Raw genomic sequence first — 19,565 nt, 5'->3', positions numbered from 1 at the left:
ACCTGCTGACATGATCGTGGCACGGTCCGACTGATACCCGTTCGCGGTCGAACGTCCCGCGCCCTCCGGGCTACCATGTGTCATTGCGTGACACATCGTTCACGATCTGGGGGTAGTCGTTGGCGGGCTATGCCGACGTGCCGCCCGGCAGTCTGCTGGACGCCGCGCCGGACGCGATCGTCGGCGTGCGCCCGGACGGGCGGATCGCGCTGGTGAACGCGCAGGCCGAGCGGCTCTTCGGGTACGGCCGGGACGAGCTCGTCGGGCAACCGATGGAGATCCTCGTCCCGGAGGCGTTGCGCGGGGCGCACCCGGCCCGCCGCGGTGCGTACCTCTCCGACCCGCGGCCGCGGCCGATGGGCGCGGGCGTGGAGCTCGCCGCGCGCCGCCGGGACGGCACGGAGTTCCCCGCCGAGATCTCGCTGTCGGCCGTCCAGACCGCCGAGGGCATCTTCGTCACGGCCGCGGTCCGGGACGTGACGAGCCGCAAGCGGGCCGAGGCCATGTTCCGCGGCCTGCTGGAGGCGGCGCCGGACGCGATCGTCGGCGTGCGCCCGGACGGGCGGATCGCGCTGGTGAACGCGCAGGCCGAGCGGCTCTTCGGGTACGGCCGGGACGAGCTCGTCGGGCAACCGATGGAGATCCTCGTCCCCGAGTCGGTGCGGCACCTGCACCCGCGGCACCGCACCCGCTACTTCGACGATCCGCGGCCGCGGCCGATGGGCGCGGGGATGCAGCTCGCCGCGCGCCGCCGGGACGGCACGGAGTTCCCCGCCGAGATCTCCCTGTCCGCGCTGGAGACCGAGGACGGGCTGCTCGTCTCGGCCGCGATCCGGGACGTCACCGACCGGCTGGAGGCGCAGGCGGAGCGCGAGCGGCTGCGGGCCCAGGCGGAGCGGGAACGGCTCGAGGTACAGCTGCACCAGTCGCAGCGGCTGGAGAGCCTCGGCCAGCTCGCCGGCGGCGTGGCACACGACTTCAACAATCTGCTCGCGGTGATCATCAACTACACGGCCTTCGTCAGTGAGGTGGTCGGAACCGCCGCCAGGGAGCAGGGCGGCCGGTGGGAGTCCGCCCGCCGCGACATCGAGCAGGTCCAGCGGGCGGCCGACCGGGCCGCCCAGCTCACCCACCAGCTGCTCGCCTTCGGCCGGCGCGAGGTGGTCCAGCCGCGCCCGCTGGACCTCAACGGGGTCGTCCACGACATGGAGCAGTTGCTGCGCCGCACCCTCGGCGAGCATGTGGAGCTGCACACCTCCGCCCACCCGGACCTGTGGACGGTGCTGGCCGACGTGGGCCAGATCGAGCAGGTGCTGGTGAACCTCGCCGTCAACGCGCGGGACGCGATGCCCGGTGGCGGCACGCTCACCATCGACACCTCGAACGTGAGCATCGACGACGAGACGGCGGCCGCCCGCCCGGGGCTGCGCAGCGGGCGCTTCGTGCACCTGCGGGTCAGCGACAGCGGGACGGGCATGTCGCCGGAGGTCGCCGCGCGCGCGTTCGAGCCGTTCTTCACGACCAAGACGAAGGGCGAGGGCTCCGGGCTCGGCCTGGCCACCGTCTACGGGATCATCACCCAGGCGGGCGGGCACGTGGAGATCCTGTCGACGGCCAACGTCGGCACCACCGTCAGCGCGCTGCTGCCGGCCGTCGACGGCGCCGTCCCGGCGGCTGAGGAGCAGCTCGCCGACGGTGAGCTGTTCGGCGGCGAGACGATCATGGTGGTCGAGGACGAGCCGGCCATGTGCGAGCTCACCCGTCGCATCCTTGCCCGCAACGGCTACCAGGTGATCACCGCGGCGAGCGGGCCCGAGGCGATCTCGCTGGCGTCGACGACGCGGGAGGAGATCCACCTGCTGCTGACCGACGTGGTCATGCCGCAGCTGCTCGGCAGCGAGGTCGCCGAGCGGATCCGCCAGCAGCGGCGGGACCTGCGCGTCCTCTACATGTCCGGGTACGCCCAGCCCGTGCTCGCCCAGAACGGGACGCTCGCCCCGGGGCTTGCCCTGCTGACCAAGCCGTTCTCCGAGCGGGTGCTGCTGTCGAAGGTGCGGGAGGTTCTGGATTCCCTCAGCGGCCCTTTCCCCCCGCACGGCGCGCCGCCCTGGCCCCGCGACAGCTGACGGCGCCTACCCGCCCGCCTGGGACGGCGCCCGCGGCAGCCGCACCGCCGCGGACCACGCGCTGGTGACCGCGTCCGGGCTCAGCCGGGCGCCGAGGACGTCCGCGACCTGCCGCAGCCGCTCCAGCCGGCCCGCCGTCGCGGCGTCGGGGCGGAAGCCGTCGGCGTAGGCGACCCGCAGGGCCAGCTCGACATGCTCGGCACTGCTCCGCACCGCCACCAGCGCACGCGCCGGGCGCTCCAGCGGGTCGCTCTCCTGTAGCAGGAGCTGGACGGTCGCCAGCACGACGGCGACCTCCGCGAGCGCGGGCGGGGCGACGTCGATGTCCAGGCTGGTGTAGAGCCGGTCGACGAGGACCCCCTCCACCCGCTGGGTCAGGCCGAGCTCGAGCATCTGCCGGGGGCCGTTGCCGGGGCGGAACGGCGGCTGGGGCCGGTGCAGCGCGGCGGCGGCGTCGCGCAGGCGGGTCTCGATCTGGGTGATCTGCGCGGCGGCCTCGGCCGGCAGGCCCCGGCGCAGGCTCGCCAGCGACAGCAGGATGCCGGTGAGCTCCTGCATCGGCCCGTCGTGCAGCTCCTCGGCGAGGGCCCGGTTCGCACGCTCCTGGAGCGCGATCATGAGGAACATCAGGCGGTCGACGACACGCGCGTCGCCGGCCGTCCCGGACTGGGTCATCCGGTCCGCCGCCGGCGCCCACCGCCCGGCGGGTCGCCGTCGACCGTGGGCCGGCCCGAGAGCCTGTTCACCGCGTCGAGCAGGTCGTCCGCCCGGAACGGCTTGAGCAGCACGGCGACGTCGTCCGGCGCCGGGTCGGTGGACGCGCCGCTGAGGATGAGGCACCGGCGCGGCACCAGCGGATCGTCGAGCCGCAGGGCGGCGAGCAGCTCGGTGCCCCGCTCGGCGCCGAGCCGCATGTCGATGACCAGCGCGTCGAAGTCGAGCGGCCGCAGGGCGAGCGCCTCGGCGACGCCGCCCGCCGTCTCGACGGACCAGCCGCCGTCACACAGCACCCGGGCCGCCAGCAGCCGGATCATCTCCTGGTCGTCGACGACGAGCGCTCGTGGCCGGCCGTGGGTGCGCATCTCGCCTCCGCATGGGTTCCGCACACGCCACCTCGGTCGCCCCGAACCGGGGCCATCTCGCCGCCTGTCAGCCCGAACGGCGCCACCATACGGCACGACCCTGACACCGGACGGCGCAACCGGCGAAGTTGCATTTCCGATGTTCCGGGTTTTCGTCACAACGCGTGCTCGGCCTCGGTGTCCGCTGGCGCTGCGGCCTCGGTGACGGGGGCTGGCTCGGTGCCGGGGGCGCGCAGCGGCCTGGCGGGCGGGGAGGTGCGCAGCGGCTCGCCCGGAGGGCGGCCGTCAAGCCTGGACCGCTTCGCCTGATACATCGCCGCGTCCGCGAGGCGCAGGACGGCCTCCGGAGCGGCCGCCCCCCGCGACAGCGCGACGCCCACCGTGGCGCCCACCGTCACCAGCCGCCCGCCCGCGTGAATCGGTTCCCGGACGATCGCGGTGATCTGGTCGGCGGTCTGCCGGGCCACGGCCTCGACGTCCAGCCCGCCCGCGAGCGCGGTGGCGGGGCCGGCCAGCACCGCGACGAACTCGTCGCCGCCCACCCGGAAGACCTCACCCTGCTCCGGCCGGTTCCATGATCCGCCCAGGTCGCCGCCGAACCAGGACGACGGGCGGCGGCGGAAACGGGGCCGCTCCCCGGCGCCCGCGGCACCGCCGGGAGCGGGCGCCGTGTCAGGCCGGCGCGGGCTGTTGTCGCCGCTGGCGCCGACCCCGCCGTCGGTGTCGCCGCTGGCGCTGCCAGTGCCGCCGCCGGCACCGTCTCCGCTACCGCTACCGGCGCCGCCGCCGGTCAGGACCCGGCGGATGCGCGTGGCGGTCACCCGCAGCACATGATCGCCCACCTCGTGGCCGAAGCTGTCATTGACCGGCTTGAAATCGTCCAGGTCGACGAGCAGGACCGCGTACGCTGTCCTGCGCCGCGCGACCGCGTCGAGGTGCTCGGCCAGCGCGGCCCGGTTGGGCAGCCCGGTGAGCGGGTCGTGCCGGGCCCGCCGGCGCAGCTGCTCGGTGAGGCCGCGCCGTTCCCCGATCTCCCGGCAGGTCAGCACCGGGCCCCGGGCGCGGGCGGCCGGCGGCCGCGGGGCGCAGGCCGTCGCCTCGATGTCGAACCAGCGGTGGCTGCCGTCACGCGCCTCGAGCCGGACGTCCTGCAGCGCCCGGCCGTCCGCCGCCTCGCCGGCCGGCCCGGCGAGGAACTCGCGGACCGCTGCCTGGTCCTCCGGGTGCACGTATCGCAGCAGGTCGTGGCCGAGCATCTCCTGGCTGTCCCGGCCGAGCAGCGGTTCCGCCGCGGAGCTGACGAAATCCAGCCGGCCGCTCCGGTCGAGGAGGATGACGATGTCGTGCGCGCCGTGCAGCAGCATGTCGAGCTGCTCGAAGTCCTGGCGCACCGCGCGCTCCCGGCGCCGGTTGGCCACGGCCAGCCCGATGACGGTGACGCCGATGATCCCGAAGAGCAGCCCGTCGCCGATCGAGCGGTACTCCAGCAGGCTCAGCTGGAACAGGTCGGCGGTCTGGTCCAGCAGGACGTATCCGCCGCCCGGGATCGCCGTGGCGACGGCGATCGTGTCCGGCCGGCTCGCCGAGCGCACCAGGCCGGGTGTGCCGTCGCGGACCTGCTCGAGGTCGGCCGGTTCGACCAGCGTCCTGCCGACCAGCGCCTCGTCCCAGGACAGCACCGCCCGGCCGTGCACGTCGAGCACGGAGATGCCGCCCCGGCCGAGGTCCCCGGACAGGCCGTTCATGGAGCGCAGCGTCCGGGCGGCGGGCAGCACGTTCGTCGGGCACAGCAGTAGCTGCGCCGCCGCGGACCCGCCGCGCAGGATTGGCACGATGGAGCAGATCCGGGAGCGGCCGTTGACGAGGATCATCGGGGTGAGCGTCCCTTTGTGGCTGGCGTCGAACCAGAGATCGTCGCCGACGGGTATCGGCACGGGCGTACCGGGCGGCTCGGTCGCCAGCGGCCGGCCATCGGGAGCGACGACGGCCAGCAGCGAGCCCGGGCCGGCAACGGCTGAGGTCCCCATGACCCGCAACACCTCGGTCAGCGCGGCGGGGTCCCCCAGCGGCCAGGGCATCTCCGAGACGACCCCGGTGAGGCGCCCGGGGTCGCTCAGGGCATGGGCGTACTCGGCGACGTGGGTGACGAGCTCGACGCCGGCGTCGATCCGCTGCTTCTGAGCCCTGTCACGCGCCGTGGTCTCCATCGCGAGCCCGGCGGTCACGGTCCCCAGCAGCACTACGACGACGGTCGCGGACGGGATCGCCGCCGCGAGCCGGTGCCGCAGCGGAGCGGGCGGCCGAGTACCCCCTCGGCGCCGGACGGACGGCCGCCGGACCGACAGGCGCCGGACCGACAGGCGCCGGGTGGACGGGTGCGCGACTGACAGACGCCGCGAGGACGGGCGCGCGGCGGGCGGAGGCGAGACGGACGGGTTCCCCGTGGCCGGCGTCCCGGACGCCTGGGACGCCGCCGGTGTCATCGGGGGAGTGGGCGCGGCCTCCTCGGACGGGTCGGGCTCCGCCTCCGCCACCACGCCGATCGAGTACCGGGCCCGGCCGGCCGCCTTCGCCTGGTACATCGCCTGGTCGGCGGCCCGCAGCAGCTGTTCGGGACGGCATGTCCCGCGGGCGACGGCGACCCCGACGCTGGCCGCGACCGTCACGCGGGTCTCGTTCAGGTCGATCGGCTCGCCGAGCGCGGCGACGACGCGGGCGGCGATCGCGCCCGCGGCGGTCTCGTCCGCCCCGGGCAGCAGGATGCCGAACTCGTCGCCGCCGAAACGGCTGACGGTGCTCCCGGCCCCGGCCCCGGCCGCGGCGTCGGGCCCGGCCGCGATCCCGGCGCCGACCGTGCCGGTGAGGCGGCTCGCCACGACGGTCAGCACCCGGTCGCCGGCCGCGTGCCCATAGGTGTCGTTGATCGGTTTGAAGTGGTCCAGGTCGATGTACAGCAGGGCGAGCGCGCCGCCGGCCGGCTGGTGGTCGAGGGCGCCGGCGAGCCGTTCGTCGAAGGTCGCCCGGTTCGCCAGCCCGGTGAGCGGGTCGTGCCCGGCCTGGAACCCGAGCTGGTCGAGCAGGGACTTGCGCCGCTCGATCGAGTGGAAGGTCAGGATCGCCCGTGGCGAGCCCGTCTCGTCGGCGAGGCGCCGGGCCGACACGTCGAACCAGTGCTCGTGCCCGGCGGCGGACAGCAGCCGGACGTTCATCACGGTCGCCGGCAGCGGCTCGTCGAGCAGCGTGGCGACCCGTTCCGCGTCGCCACCGCGCATCAGCTCGGACAGCGGCCGCCCGCGCAGCGCCGCGGGATCGTGGCCGAGCCGGGTCGCCGCGGCGGGGCTGACGTACTCGAGCCGGCCGGCGGCCGAGACGGTCATGACGATGTCGCGGGTGGCGGCCAGCAGCGAGCTCAGCTTCCCGTGCCGGCGCCGGGCGCGGGTCTCCTCGTGCAGCCCGACGACCGCGATCGAGAGCACCGCGGCCATCGTCACCACCAGCAGGGTGATGTTGCGGTGCGACCGCTGCTCCCGTAGTTCCGCGTAGAGCTGCGCGGTCGGCTGGACCAGGTAGGTCGTGTACCCGGTCGCCGGCTGGGCGGCGGCGACGTGGGTGTAGCCGTCTTCGCCGCCGGTCGTCCAGACCCGGGTGCGGTTGGTCGAGCGCCAGGCCGCGCTGAGCTCGGCGGGGTCGAGCACGCGGGTCCCGGGCAGCGAGGGGTCGGTTGAGATCACAGCGATGCCACGCGCGTCGATGGTGGAGACGGCGCCCTGCCCGCGTAGCCGGAGGAGCGTGCCCATACCGGTGCCGAGCTGCCGCTTCGACTCCTCGGTGGACACGCTGACCAGGACCGCCCAGGGCCGCGGGCCGCCGACCGGGACGACGGTGGCCCGCGCCGCCTGCCCGTTGAGCGTGAAGACCGGCGAGACGGCGCTGCCGCCGCTCCACGCCGTCGACCAGGCCGGCCCGAGATCCCCGACGCTCACCGCGCCCTGAGCCGGCCGAACGGACAGGAGCGTCCCGGCGCGGTCGAGCAGCGCGACCAGCAGTGTGGTGTCGCCTCCGGGGGTGATCTGGAACTGGGCGGCGAGCTGGTGGTTGCGGGCCGGGTAGTTGGGGTCGAACGCGGTCCGCTCGACGACGGCCCGCAGGCCCGCCGGGTCGTCGACCGTCGACTCCCAGGTGGCCAGGTTGCTGATCAGACTCACCCGGTTCGCCAACCGGTCCCGTTCGATGTCAGCCAGCCAGCGGCTGCCGCCGACCAGCGCCACCCCGCTCAGCGCGAGGATCGCGATCAGCCCGCTGACCAGCGGCCAGCCGGCCAGCCGGCCGCGGCCGAACGACCACCTGGCCCAACGGCGCTCACGCTTGACCCGCCGCCGCTCGACCCGCCGCCGAGCGCGGTCGCCGGGCGTCATCCGGTGTCGCCGGTCGCCCATGGTCATCCGCCAGTTTCCATTCCCCCGCCGCTGCCGATGCGACGGCACTCCGCCGGGACCGTGTTTGGTGACGGTATTCGGTTTTGATCCGTCGAATCCCGGCAGGGGAAGAGCATACGAGTTGCGCCGCGGACTGTTTCACTCGACGGGTGCCTGTGTGGTTCTTACACCGCCGGGCCCGGCCGGCCGAATTGCTCCCAGTGGGAATCGGACGCGCCGTCGCGCGCCTGTCGGGGTGTCTTTCGCTCGCAGCCGGGCCGGTGGGTCAATCGACGGAAGCTGTGTTACCGGCCACTTCGAGGCCGGTTCGGCAAATCGGACCGGCGGCCCGGCGCCGGATGACCGGCCGTGGGCGATACACCGGATACCGGTGGCGGCCGGGCCGGTGAACGCCGCGAATCCGGGGCCGGGCCGGGGCGGGCGGGCGCCGTGCGGGCCGAGTCGGTGCCGCCTGCTTGCGCCCGCGCCATCACGCCGCGGTCGCGGCGGCGCGGGCGCCGCGGTAGCGCCGTGATGCCCGGCGCGACCGTGCGGAGGCACTGCGGCCACAGCGACCTCGTTGATATTCGTCCGAGCGTCTGTTTGTGATACTCACAGTTACCGGTGTGTCTCCGTGTACCGGGCTCCTGGAGTCACCGTCACCACGGGCAGGCTCCTGTGGGGGACGTCCAATGCGCTGTTCGTGGCGTCGTCGCGGGGCGCCGGCGGGCCCGGCGGCGACGGGGGCCGGGGTGACCCTGCGCAACCGGTGGGCCGGAAGCTCGCCCGGCTAAACGGCGGTGAAGCGGTGGGGCGGGGCATTGCCGTCGGCACCGCTAAGCGGCCCTGTGGTAGAAACGATGGGTCGGAAAGTCGCCGTCCGTCCACCGCGTATATCACGAAGTCGTATATCACGAGCGCACGCATCCCGCGGCCGCATATCGGCGGCCGTGGCGGTGGCGCGGCGGCGATGGTGCCCGCGCATGGCGGCATTGGGTGTGAGATGCCGGCAGGCGGGCGCCGGTGACATCTGTGCGTATCCGGTCGGCGTTCGGTTTGCCGGTCAGCATGCGCTGGTGTGCCGGCGTGCCGCCGGAAGCCCGTGGCTTCTACCGGCATCAATGCCGGCTGGGATTTTCCCGGGCACTTTTTCTGTTTGCGTGCCGTCGGTTGATGTTTCCCGCGTCGTCCGGTCGCGGGGCGGTCGCCGGCCGGCCGCCCCGGCCTGATCGGCCTGATCGGCCTGACCAGGCGATCGGCGTGACCGGCCTGATCGGGTTGGTCCGTAGGGGCCGAATCGGCGCCGCGCCGTGGCCTGAAGGCGCGAACGGTGATTCACTCCTTCTGTGCCCTACCGTCGCACCACCGCAGTCGACGACCGGTTGGCCGCCGCACGTGAGCGACTGATCGTCGCGGCCACCGACCTGGTGGCGGACACCGGGTGGGCCGGCGCGTCGGTCACCGCGGTCGCCGCCGCCGCGGACATGTCGGTCGGCTCGGTCTACCAGCACTTCCCGTCCAAGTCGGCGCTGGTAGTCGAGGTCTTCCGGCGGGCGGCCGACCGCGAGGCAACCCTGATCTCCGCCCTGGCCGCTGTGCCGACCGCCGCTGTGCCGACTGCCGCTGTGCCTGATGCCACGGTCCCGGGTGCCGCCGAGGCGCCTGCGGCCGGGGGCGATCCCGTCGACCGACTCGTCCAGGCGGTCGCTCTGTTCACCCGGCGGGCGCTGGCGCGTCGCGGCCTCGCCTACGCGCTGCTCGTGGCACCGTCGGACCCGGCGGTGGAGGCCGAGCGCCTGGACTTCCGCCGCCGGTACCGGGACGTGTTCGCGGCTCTGGTCCGCGAGGGCGTCGAGGCGGGGTCGCTGCCGGCACAGGACCCGATGGTCGCGGCGGCGGCGCTCACCGGCGCGATCGGCGAGGTGCTCGTCGGCCCGGTCTCGATGACCGAGGAGCTTCCCCGCGGCGGCCGAGAGGCCGAGCGGGTGGTCCGGGAGGTGGTGGCGATGGCGTTGCGGTGCGTCGGCGCGTGCCCGGTGGAACGCGGCTGGCCGTCCTTCTCGGCCGGTCCTGTCCCCGTGGCCGGGCAGGTCCCGGCGCCGGCGGGCCGTCCGCCCGGTGGCACCGGATGACGGCGGACGGCGGTGGCCCGACGCATCGCGTCACCAACCAACCACCGCCGCTGGTCGGCCACGACGTCGCCGAGGATCCCGCCCTGTTGGAGGCGCTGGCCCGCGAGGGCGCCGCCGGCCACGCGGACGACCTGCACCGTCTCGGCCGGCTCGCCGGCACGGCCGAGGCGCAGCGATGGGGTGACGAGGCCAACCGGTGCCCGCCCGTCCTGCGCACGCACGACCGGTACGGGAATCGCGTCGACGAGGTCGACTTCCATCCGGCCTGGCACGAGCTGCTCCGCGTGGCCGTGGGCGCCGGGCTGGCGGGAGCGCCGTGGGCCGCCGACCGGCCTGGCGCGCATGTGGCCCGCGCGGCCGGGTTCCTCGTCTGGGGGCAGGTCGAGCAGGGCCATCTGTGCCCGGTGTCGATGACCTACGCCGTCACACCGGCGCTGCGGGCCGCCCCCGACCTGGCCGCGGCCTATCTGCCCGGCCTGACCAGCACCGTCTACGACCCAGGCCTGCGCCCGCCGCTGTCCAAGCGCGGCCTGCTCGCCGGCATGGGGATGACCGAGAAGCAGGGCGGCTCGGACGTCCGCGCCAACGAGACCATCGCCGTCCCGGCCGGGGACGGCTCGTACCTGCTGCGCGGGCACAAGTGGTTCACCAGTGCCCCGATGAACGACGTGTTCCTGGTGCTGGCGCAGGCGCCGGGCGGCCTGTCGTGCCTGCTCGTCCCGCGGGTGCTGCCGGACGGCGGTCGCAACCCCTTCCTCATCCAGCGACTCAAGGACAAGCTCGGCAACCGCAGCAACGCCAGCGCCGAGCCGGAGTTCGACCGGACGCTGGGCCACCTGGTCGGAACGGAGGGCCGCGGGGTGCGCGCCATCATTGAGATGGTCGCGCTCACCAGGCTGGACTCCGCCGTCGGCGCGGCCTCCGGGATGCGCGCGGCGCTCGTCGCGGCGGCGCATCACACCCGCCACCGCTCGGCGTTCGGCTCGCTGCTCATAGACAAGCCGCTGATGCGCAACGTGCTGGCCGATCTCGCGGTGGAGTCGGAGGCGGCGGTCGCGCTCGTGATGCGCGTGGCCGGCGCGGTGGACCGCGCCGAGCACGGCGACGAGGGCGAGCGGGCCTTCCGTCGTCTCGCGACCGGCCTCGCCAAGTACTGGGTGTGCAAGCGCCAGCCGGCCATGGTCGCCGAGGCACTCGAATGCCTCGGCGGCAACGGGTACGTGGAGGAGTCGGGTCTGCCGCGGCTCTATCGCGAGGCCCCGCTCAACGGCATCTGGGAGGGCTCCGGCAACGTCAACGCGCTGGACGTCGTGCGGGCCCTCGGCCGCGAGCCCGCGAGCCTGGCCGCCTACGGCGCCGAGGTCGACGCGGCCGCCGGTGGCGACCCCCGGCTCGACGCGGCGTGGGGCCGGCTCCGAGCTGAGCTGGACGACCTGCTCACCGGCACCAGCGGCGCGGCCGGCACGAGTAGGGCGGCCGGCACGAGTAGGGCGGCGGGCGCGGGTGGGGTTGGCGGGGCGCCGGTGATCGAGCTGGTCGTGCGCCGGCTCGTCGAGCGGATGGCGCTCGTGCTGCAGGGCTCGCTGCTGGTGCGGCACGCGCCCGCCGCGGTGTCCGACGCGTTCTGCGCGGCCCGGTTGGGCGGGGACGCGGGCCTGGCCTTCGGGACCCTCCCACCCGGGCTCGACCTCGAGGGCATCCTGCGCCGGATCCCGCCCGCCACCGTCTGAAGTCGGCTGGCGTCGCCTGGCATCGCCTGACATACGAGGTCGCAGGCCTGCCTCCCGGCTCGACGCGGGCGGCCGAGGCCGCGACCGGGGCCGGCCAGGCCGGCCGTCCGGGCCGGGAGCCTGATCGCGTGGCCGTGCGTAAGCGATCAGACGTGTGCGGAGAGTGTGCCCGGAGGGTGTGACAAACGTCGGATGTGACTCTGGGCGGTACGTCCCGTTCTATCCTGACTCTGGACAGTTTGTAGCGGTCCGAGACTCGCGCTACTGGAAACGCAATGTAGTGTTCGCGTAACGGAAGGTGACGGGCCACCTCCTGGGCTGGGCCCGCGTCGCCTGCCTCCGGGGGTGTGATGATCGTCTTCTTTCTCGCTGTGGCGTCCCTGGTGGTCGTCGCAGGCCTCTTCGGGCTCGTCCGAGGAGTGGCCGAATGGGCCTGGATCTATGACCGCCGTCGGGCCGGAATCGTCACCGCGGCCGGCGTCACCGTGGTTCTCGCGCTGAGCGCGGTCGCGGTGCGCCTCTCCGGCCCGGCCGACTCGGCCGCGACCGCACCGCCGGCCAGCCCGGACGTGCCCGAGGCCTCCGGCCTCGTCGTCAAGGAGCCCGACCCCGCGCCGTCACCGGCCACGGCCGGCTCGCGCCCGGTCGCGGCCGGCCCCGATCCGGACGCCGAGACGGCCACGGCCACCGGCGCCGGATCGGGCTCCGGTTCCGGCTGGCCCGTGCCGGCCACGGGGGGCGGCGCCGGTGGCGCATCCGGCTCCGGCGGGCCGCGCACCACGTCCGTGCCGCCGGTGCCGACCCAGGGCGGGCCGTCCGGGCCGTCCTGGCCGACGGGGTGGGATCAGCCCACCACCGTGCCGGGCCGTCCGGGCGTGCCGGCGACGGGGAACGGCGGGCCGAGCCGGTCGCCGTCGCCCAGCACCAGCCGCACGCCGAGTCCCAGTCCGACCACGCCCGCCGGTCCCCGCCGGACGCCGCCCGCCAGCACCGGCACCGGTCACGTGCCCGCCGGGCCGCGGTCCACGGCCCAGCCGACGGCGAAGCCGACCTCCAGGCCGACACCGAAGCCGACCACCGGCAGGTCGACCACCGGCCGGCCGACGGTGGGGCCGACGATGACGGTGCGGCCGTCACCGAGCCCGACCAGGCCGTACCGGCCCTCCAACCCGTACGAGACGGCCGTCCCGGCCCAGACCTCGTCGCCGCACACCGCGCGGCCCCAGACCGGTCCGGTGGCGGGTCCGGCGTCCGGGACGACCCGGCCCAGGTACTCGCCCGCGGCGCCGGCAGGCGGCACACACGCATCCGCTCCGGCGGGTTCGCAGGGGCGGCTGAGCGCGCCCGCCGCACCGGCCGTCTCGACGGCCTCCTCGAAGCCCTCATCGACGCGCCCCGCGCCGGGTCGGCACACCGCGGGCCGGCCCACGGCCGGGCGGGTCGCGTCGCGGGCCATCACCGCCGCCCGGCCGCCGGTGTGCCCGCCGAGCAGCGACCGCCGGGCGCGGGGCACCCAGTCGCGCCCGCACGACGCGGCGGCCCACCCGCGGAGCGGTGACCAGCGGGTCCAGAGCTCGCAGGCGCACCCGAGGGTCGCCTCGGCGGCGTCCAAGCCCGGGTCGGCGGCACGGCCCGCGGCCCGACCGCCGCGGCAGAGCCATTCCAGGTGAGTCACCGCCATTCCCGGTGAGCCGGCTATCCCAGGGTGAGTCGGGTTCGTCCCACGCCAACACGCTTCTCAAAGTGTCGAAGTTATCACTCTGGGTGAGATAGGTTCCCGCGGACACTGCACCGGCGAGGCTGGGGGACGGATGCGGGCAACCGCGGCGCCGCGGAGGCGGCCGTGATCCACCCGTGGAGCGCGGACGTGACTATCGGGTACCGGTCGAGGCGGCCGTGATCGTGCTTCTCGCCGGATCGGTCGCCACCATCGCCATGGCCGTCCTCCTGGTCGGCATCACCGGCCTGCTGCGCGGGCGGGTGGCCTGGGCAATGATCGAAAGTCGGCCCGGGGCCGGCCTGGTCACGGCGGTCGGCTTCACAGCCGCCGTGGCCGCCTTCGGCGCGATGGCTCCGTCCGGCGGCGACCGGGACGCGACGATCATCGCGCGGCAGTCGGACGGCGATGACCACCAGAGCGGACAGATACCGGCGGGTCTGCAGCGCGGCGACTCCGCGACCGGCGTGCCGCGGGCGGCCCCCCGGCAGTTTCCCGCTCCCGCCATGTCCGCTCCCGGAGACGGCTACAGGGCCGGTCTCGGCGGTGCCTCTCCGTGGCCGGACAGGACCTCGGTCGGCCCTGGCCCCGGCCCTGGCCCCGGCGTCGGTGGTGGTGGCGGCGATCCGTGGGCGCAGCCGGGCGGCGGCCAGGCGTCCGCGAGCCCGACCGGCCCGCCGGGCGGTGCGACGCCGACCGCCGGGCCGACCCCGACCGCCTCGCCGAGCACCGTGCCGTCGCCGACCGGCCCGGTGACCGCGCCGGCCCCGCCTGTCCCGCCGGCCCCGCCTGTCCCGCCGGGCTCTCCGGCGCCGCCGGCCATGCCCGGACCGCGGCCTGGCCCGGACGTGCCCGGTGCCGACAACCGGATCCCGTCCGGTCAGGGGCCGGGCTCCGGCGCTGGTCAGCAGCCCCCGACGCCGCCGCCGGGGTCGGTGCCGGCACACGGCCATCCAGCGCGTGGCGCGGACGAGGCATGCGGCCCGGCCGGCCCACGCCCGCCCGACGGCCTGCCGGAGGTCTGGGTCGGCGACATCTTCTCGGGCCTGGCAAGTCGCTGCGTCTGACAGTCGCTGCGTCTGACAGTCGCTGCGTCCGACAGCCGTCGCGCCGGGCGCGCCGCGCTCCTGGCGTTCCCTCCGCCCTGGTACTGGTCCCGAGCCGGAGGTAGCCGAGAGCCGGAAGCAGCTCGGCGTAACGGCCAGCTCTCGCCGTGTCCATCCCGTCCCGGGTGGCGCAGGCACGGTGCCGGGGCAGGCTCGGGCGGCGCGGGCACGGGGCCGGGGCGCGGTACGGGATTTATGCACCAGGGCCCGTCGCCCGGTGATGCGTGGCGGGTGGGTGAGTCCTGGCTGTCACTCAACCGCCGCGGTTGCTCGGCACCGTGCATGTGGATCTGGTCGGCGGGAATGTGTATCACTTCCGGCCGTTTCCGGGATCCTCGGTGCTCCTGCGCACGCCGCCCGTCGATGACGCGGCCACCACCGACCGCGGTTGATCATGGTGTTCCGCGGAACCGGAACGCCCGCCGGCCGTGGTCGCCGCCAACCTCGGTCGATCCTGGTGTTCTGTGCGGGTGGTTGCTCGGCCGGCCGGATCAGCCGAGCGCCGGATCAGCCGAGCGGTTGTGGCGCGGTGCGGCGGGCCGCGACGAGTGCGGTGACGGCCGCGATGTTGCCCGCGGCCCACGCGTCGAGCTGGGCGGGCAGGTCGGCCAGGGCGGAGTCGAGGACGAACACCCCGCGGGTCGGGCAGGACGCGCCGATCTCGACCAGTACCGGTCGCAGGTGCACCTCGACCGCCAGCGCGTGCTCGGGCGCGGCCGCGACCAGCACGGGAATCGTCGGCACCCCGGCGAGCTCGCCCTGGCCGATCTGGTCCAGCAGCAGCTTGAGCAGCCCGGTGTAGGTGGCCTTGTACGTGGGCGTCGCGACGACCAGGACGTCCGCCGCCTTCATCGACGTGACGGCCGCCTTCACCGCCGGGTCACCCCAGCCGAGGAGCCCCGGCCCGAGCTCGCTGACCTCGATCACCTCGGCCACCGCCTCAATGTCGGCCGGAAGGGCGCGCACGACCTGGGCCGCGACCGCCTCGGCGACGGCCCGCGTGCGCGAGTTCGGCTTCGGGTTGCCGACGACACTCAGGATGCGGCACTGCGCCATGGTGTTGCCCTTCTGTGTGCACTCCGCCCACGCGAGCGCCCCGTCGAGAGTCATGAGCGGGCCACGAGCGGGCCCCGTCGAGCACCGACGCGCGGCTGCCGCCCGGCGCCCAGCCTAGCCCGCGCCACTTGTCGGCACCGTTGATCGCGAACTGCCGGGAGACCTGATCCTGCTCCTGGGTCTGGCCGGTTCCGGCCCGGGGGCCACGAAGCGAACACACCAAAGTCGCCGGGAGCGTTCGAGTCGTCTCCTGGGGTGACAGAGTGATGCGGAAGCTTTGCGGAAGACTCGTCTGTGTGACCTAAAGCCGCGAGAAGAGTTCGATTCGTGCCGACGTGGTCGACCAGTGGCCTCCTGGTCGTACCGGGAGGCGTTCCGCGCATATCCGGAGACCCTTACGTAAGGGTAGGGTTGAAGTGTGTGCATCTCGAGGACGGGGGCGTCCGGAGCGCGGCGCCTGGGGGAGGAGTTCGATCAATGGCTGATCCCGCGGGGACGGGCCGGCACCGGCTCGCCGAGCTGACGGCCGCCGCGACCGCGGCCGAGGTGCCGCCGGCCGGGCTCTGTCGTGATCTCGCGCTCGCCTACGAGAGGGCGGGCGATCCGGCCGCCGCCGTGCGCTGGGCGCTGGCCACGACCGACGCCGGAGGCGACCTGACCTGCTGGACGGCCGCCGCCGGCGTCCTGCGCCGCGCCTCGGCCGGGGCGGCCGCGTCAGCCGTGTCACCCGGAGTGGCTGCGTCGGCCGGAGTGGCTGCGTCGGCCGGAGTGGCTGTGCCAGCCCGGGCGGCCGTGGCCGCCGCTGTGGGAGGGGCGGTCGTGCCGTCGCCCGTCGCGGGCCACGCGGCGCGCTCGGCGCGGGTCGCCGTGCTCGGCAGCTACACGACCGCCCAGCTCGCGGCGCTCCTGCCGCTCGCAGCCGCGCGCGCCGGGGTGGCCGTCGAGGTCTACGAGTGCGGGTACGGCCAGTACCGGCAGGAGGTGCTCGACCCGGGCAGCGGCCTGTACCGCTTCGGGCCGGACGTCGTGATCCTCGCGGTCCACGAGGGCGAGGCCGCGCTTCCAGCCCTCGCCGAGGACCCCGAGCGCGCGGTCGCCGCCGAGGTCGGCCGCTGGACGTCGCTGTGGGAGATCATCATCTCCCGGTTGGATGCCCGCGTCATCCAGCACACCTTCGTCGTCCCGGAGACGGAGGCGCTCGGGCACCTGGCCCTGCGCACCCCCGGGTCGCGGTCGTCGATGCTCGCCGCGGTCAACGCGGCGCTCGGCCGCGCGGCGGCGGGCGGTCAGGTCGCCTTCGTCGACTGTGAGCGGCTGGCCGCCACGGTCGGCAAACGATCCTGGTTCGACCCGCGGTACTGGCACCGCGCGAAGCAGGCCGTCTCGCTCGCGCACGTGCCCGCGCTGGCCCGTCACACCGCGGCGGTGCTTGGCGCGCAGCTGGGCACCAGCCGTAAATGCCTGGTGCTCGACCTCGACAACACGCTGTGGGGCGGGGTGCTCGGGGAGGAGGGCCTCGCCGGCATCGCGCTCGGGGACGGGCCGGTCGGCGAGGCTTTCTCCGCGTTTCAGGAGTACATCGGCCAGCTCCGTGCCCGCGGCGTGATCCTCGCCGTCTGCTCGAAGAACAACGAGGCGGACGCGCGCGAGGCGTTCGAGCGGCACCCGGCGATGCGGCTGCGGCTGGACGACATCGCCATGTTCAGTGCCTCCTGGGAGGACAAGCCGACCCAGATCCGGCGCATCGCGAGCACCCTCGGGATCGGTCTGGACTCCCTGGTCTTCGTCGACGACAACCCGGCCGAGCGCGAGGTGGTCCGCCAGCTCGTGCCCGAGGTGGACGTCATCGCCCTGCCGCGGGACCCGCACGGCTACGTGCGCGCGGTCGCCGACTACCCGTTCTTCGAACCGGCCGCCCTGACCACCGAGGACACCGCCCGCACGGAGCAGTACCGGGCGCGGGCCCGGGCGGCGGAGCTCGCCGCGTCCGCGAGCTCGCTGGAGGAGTTCCACCGCGGGCTGGAGATGGTCGCGACCGTCGTACCCCTCGACGAGCTGACGCTGCCCCGGGTCGTCCAGCTCATCGGGAAGACCAACCAGTTCAACCTGACCACCCGGCGCCGCGGGGAGGCCGAGGTCGCCGAGCTGGCCGCGGACCCGTCCACCGCGGTGATCTGCGTCCGGCTGGCCGACCGGTTCGCCGACCACGGCCTCGTCGCGGTCGTCATCGCCCGGCGTGCCACCGAGCCCGTCGGGGCCGTCCTCGACGTCGACACCTGGCTGATGAGCTGCCGGGTCATCGGCCGGACGCTGGAGGACGAGATCGCCGGGCTGATCGTGGCGGAGGCCCGGCGGCTGGGCTGTTCCTCCGTGCGGGGGCACTACCTGCCGACCGCGAAGAACGCGCTGGTGGCCGACCTGTACTCGCGGCTGGGCTTCCGGCCGGACCCCGCGGCTCCCGCCGACGCCGGTCGCGCCGCCCCGGCCGGTGGCCCCGGTGTGGCTCCCGCCGATGGCACCGGCGCGGGGGCCACCCGCTGGGTGCTGCCGGTCGCGAGCGCCCTGAACCGGCCCGGGCTCATCCGGGTCGTCGACGCTCGCGCGGGCGGGGCCGCCGTCGCGAGCGCATCCGTGCGGACGATGGAGGAGGTGGCCGGCTGATGGTGCAGGAGCGCCTCGCCCAGGTCTTCCGGGAGATCTTCAGCGACGACGACCTGGTCGTCACGGACGCCACCACGGCGGCGGACGTGCCCGGCTGGGACTCCCTGGCGTACATCAACCTGATCTACGCGGTGGAGAACGAGTTCGCGGTGCAGATCCCCGACGAGCGCCTCGGCTCGTTCGCGAACGTCGGTGAGCTGCGCGTGTGTATCGAGGAGCTCGGCGATGTCGGCTGAGCCCCGCACTGCCGGGCCCGCCGTGGCCGGGTCGAGGGGCGCGCCGCTCTCGCTGCGGGCGCAGCTGCGCGAGGACAGGGACGTCCACTACGGGTCGCGGCTGCACCCGGGCTACCAGGCGCTCGCCGTCCACCGGTTCGGCCGGTGGTGCCGCGAGCGCGGCGGGCTGGTCGGCAGGTTCGGCACGATCGCCTTCAAGGCCGTGAACAACATCGTCATCCGTAACCTCCAGGGCACCGAGATCTCCGTCGACGCCGGCATCGGACGTCGCGTCCTGATCGGGCATCACCAGGCGGTCATGATCCCGCGCTACTGCGTGATCGGCGACGACACGATCATCCGGCACGGCGTCACGATCGGGTACGCCTCGACGGACGCCCCGCCCGATGCCGTCCCGAAGATCGGCGCACGAGTCGACATCGCGCCGGGCGCGCACCTGATCGGGCCGATCACGATCGGGGACGACGTGAAGATCGGACCTGGCTCGATCGTCACGACCGACGTCCCGGCGGGTGCCACCGTCTTCGCCGCTCCCGCGAGGATCATGCGCCCGCCCGCCGGGTGAAGGGCGCGGCCATCGCCGCGCCGTAGCGCTCGGCACCCGCGGAACGCACCGGGCCCGGCTGCGTCGGGGCGGTGTCCACCGGGCAGAAGCGCACGCCGTCCGGCTCCCGGACCATCACCCACACCGGGCCCGCGGTCGCGTACGCGGACTTCAGCCGTCGGCCGGCGGCGCCGCACGACGGGCTACCTCTCCTCGGGGGGTGTGTGAAACCTGAGCAGATGAGCGAATGGTGTGCGTCCGGTGCTGACGGCGGCGGTTTATACTCGATATAGTCAGCCCACGGACTAGCCCTTTAGTGCGACCGTGGTGTTACGGGTTGTACATATTACTTATCAAGGTAATAGGCGGGGCTGCGCGGAAAATAAGCTGAGTGATCGCCACTGCACTTTTGTGGACATGATCAAGTCACCTGAAGCTGCTGGTCGGGCATCCGCTACCGTCCCGGCCGTGTCTTTGAGTTCGCTGTCGCAGATTTCCGTTGGCCCGCCTTCCGTACCGGCTGCGGTGCCGGTGCCGGTGCCGACACCCCCGCCCATTCGCATGAATGGACACTCTGTCCCCGGAACTTCCGGATCGCGGGGATCCTGGCTGGCCGATGTCCTGACCGGTTCGCCGTTCACCGCGGTGCTTGCTGCGCTGGTTGTCGTCATCGCGGTCGCCGTGGTCGCGGCCGCTGTCGCCTGGTTGGTCCGCGCCGTCACATCCGCGCCGACGTCCGCGTCGCGCGGGAACGCGCGCG

The 19,565-nt window shown here is 74.3% G+C and carries 13 protein-coding genes; 7 read left to right on the top strand and 6 right to left on the bottom strand.

Going from position 1 to position 19,565, the window contains the following annotated elements:
• Window positions 1–119 precede the first annotated feature (119 nt).
• Complete coding sequence (locus tag MXD62_RS29540; protein WP_248832657.1) at window positions 120–2,126, top strand: PAS domain-containing hybrid sensor histidine kinase/response regulator; 2,007 nt, start codon at window positions 120–122, stop codon at window positions 2,124–2,126.
• Window positions 2,127–2,132: 6 nt separating this feature from the next.
• Here the strand turns inward: MXD62_RS29540 and MXD62_RS29535 are convergent, their stop codons facing one another.
• The 3 genes from MXD62_RS29535 to MXD62_RS39460 form a co-directional block, all read right to left on the bottom strand.
• Complete coding sequence (locus tag MXD62_RS29535; RefSeq protein ID WP_248832656.1) at window positions 2,133–2,801, bottom strand: histidine kinase; 669 nt, start codon at window positions 2,799–2,801, stop codon at window positions 2,133–2,135.
• Window positions 2,798–3,208 (bottom strand): response regulator, encoded by a 411-nt coding sequence (locus tag MXD62_RS29530; protein WP_248832655.1) that lies wholly within the window; start codon window positions 3,206–3,208, stop codon window positions 2,798–2,800. The genes MXD62_RS29535 and MXD62_RS29530 overlap by 4 nt, the downstream gene beginning before the upstream one ends.
• 155 nt (window positions 3,209–3,363) lie before the next feature.
• On the bottom strand, window positions 3,364–7,644 hold the full coding sequence (locus tag MXD62_RS39460) for a diguanylate cyclase (protein ID WP_285224231.1): 4,281 nt from the start codon (window positions 7,642–7,644) through the stop codon (window positions 3,364–3,366).
• 1,325 nt (window positions 7,645–8,969) lie between these two features.
• On the opposite strand from MXD62_RS39460, the gene MXD62_RS29510 reads away from it, so the two are divergent.
• Together MXD62_RS29510 and MXD62_RS29505 are read left to right on the top strand one after the other, a co-directional pair.
• The gene (locus tag MXD62_RS29510) at window positions 8,970–9,755 is read left to right on the top strand and encodes a TetR family transcriptional regulator (protein ID WP_248832654.1); all 786 of its coding nucleotides are present in this window, start codon (window positions 8,970–8,972) and stop codon (window positions 9,753–9,755) included.
• On the top strand, window positions 9,752–11,485 hold the full coding sequence (locus MXD62_RS29505; protein WP_248832653.1) for an acyl-CoA dehydrogenase family protein: 1,734 nt from the start codon (window positions 9,752–9,754) through the stop codon (window positions 11,483–11,485). The genes MXD62_RS29510 and MXD62_RS29505 overlap by 4 nt, the downstream gene beginning before the upstream one ends.
• A gap of 844 nt (window positions 11,486–12,329) precedes the next feature.
• Here the strand turns inward: MXD62_RS29505 and MXD62_RS29500 are convergent.
• Together MXD62_RS29500 and MXD62_RS29495 are read right to left on the bottom strand one after the other, a co-directional pair.
• Window positions 12,330–12,482 carry a hypothetical protein gene (locus tag MXD62_RS29500; RefSeq protein WP_248832652.1) on the bottom strand — a complete coding sequence of 51 codons (153 nt, stop codon included), beginning with the start codon at window positions 12,480–12,482 and terminating at the stop codon, window positions 12,330–12,332.
• A 3-nt stretch (window positions 12,483–12,485) separates the two neighbouring features.
• Window positions 12,486–13,166 (bottom strand): hypothetical protein, encoded by a 681-nt coding sequence (locus tag MXD62_RS29495; RefSeq protein ID WP_248832651.1) that lies wholly within the window; start codon window positions 13,164–13,166, stop codon window positions 12,486–12,488.
• Between the two features lie 173 nt (window positions 13,167–13,339).
• Between MXD62_RS29495 and MXD62_RS29490 the strand changes: the two genes are divergently transcribed.
• Entirely contained in the window at window positions 13,340–14,269 is a 930-nt protein-coding gene (locus MXD62_RS29490) for a hypothetical protein (protein ID WP_248832650.1), read from the top strand.
• A 546-nt stretch (window positions 14,270–14,815) separates the two neighbouring features.
• On the opposite strand, the gene MXD62_RS29485 is transcribed toward MXD62_RS29490, so the two are convergent.
• Entirely contained in the window at window positions 14,816–15,364 is a 549-nt protein-coding gene (locus tag MXD62_RS29485) for an NAD(P)H-dependent oxidoreductase (protein ID WP_248832686.1), read from the bottom strand.
• 477 nt (window positions 15,365–15,841) lie between these two features.
• On the opposite strand from MXD62_RS29485, the gene MXD62_RS29480 reads away from it, so the two are divergent.
• The 3 genes from MXD62_RS29480 to MXD62_RS29470 are packed head-to-tail and all read left to right on the top strand — an operon-like array spanning window position 15,842 to window position 18,826.
• Window positions 15,842–18,025 (top strand): HAD-IIIC family phosphatase, encoded by a 2,184-nt coding sequence (locus MXD62_RS29480; RefSeq protein WP_248832649.1) that lies wholly within the window; start codon window positions 15,842–15,844, stop codon window positions 18,023–18,025.
• Window positions 18,025–18,261 carry an acyl carrier protein gene (locus tag MXD62_RS29475; RefSeq protein ID WP_248832648.1) on the top strand — a complete coding sequence of 79 codons (237 nt, stop codon included), beginning with the start codon at window positions 18,025–18,027 and terminating at the stop codon, window positions 18,259–18,261. Before MXD62_RS29480 ends, MXD62_RS29475 begins: the two co-directional genes overlap by 1 nt.
• Window positions 18,251–18,826, top strand: coding sequence for a transferase (locus tag MXD62_RS29470; RefSeq protein ID WP_248832647.1), 576 nt, complete (start codon window positions 18,251–18,253; stop codon window positions 18,824–18,826). Before MXD62_RS29475 ends, MXD62_RS29470 begins: the two co-directional genes overlap by 11 nt.
• The last annotated feature ends 739 nt before the right edge of the window (window positions 18,827–19,565 follow it).

The organism is Frankia sp. Mgl5 (assembly GCF_023242985.1).
In the GTDB taxonomy this organism is placed as follows: Bacteria; Actinomycetota; Actinomycetes; order Frankiales; family Frankiaceae; genus Parafrankia; species Parafrankia soli.
The sequence above is the reverse complement of the archived record's forward strand: the minus strand, read 5'-3'. Positions and strand labels throughout refer to the sequence as shown.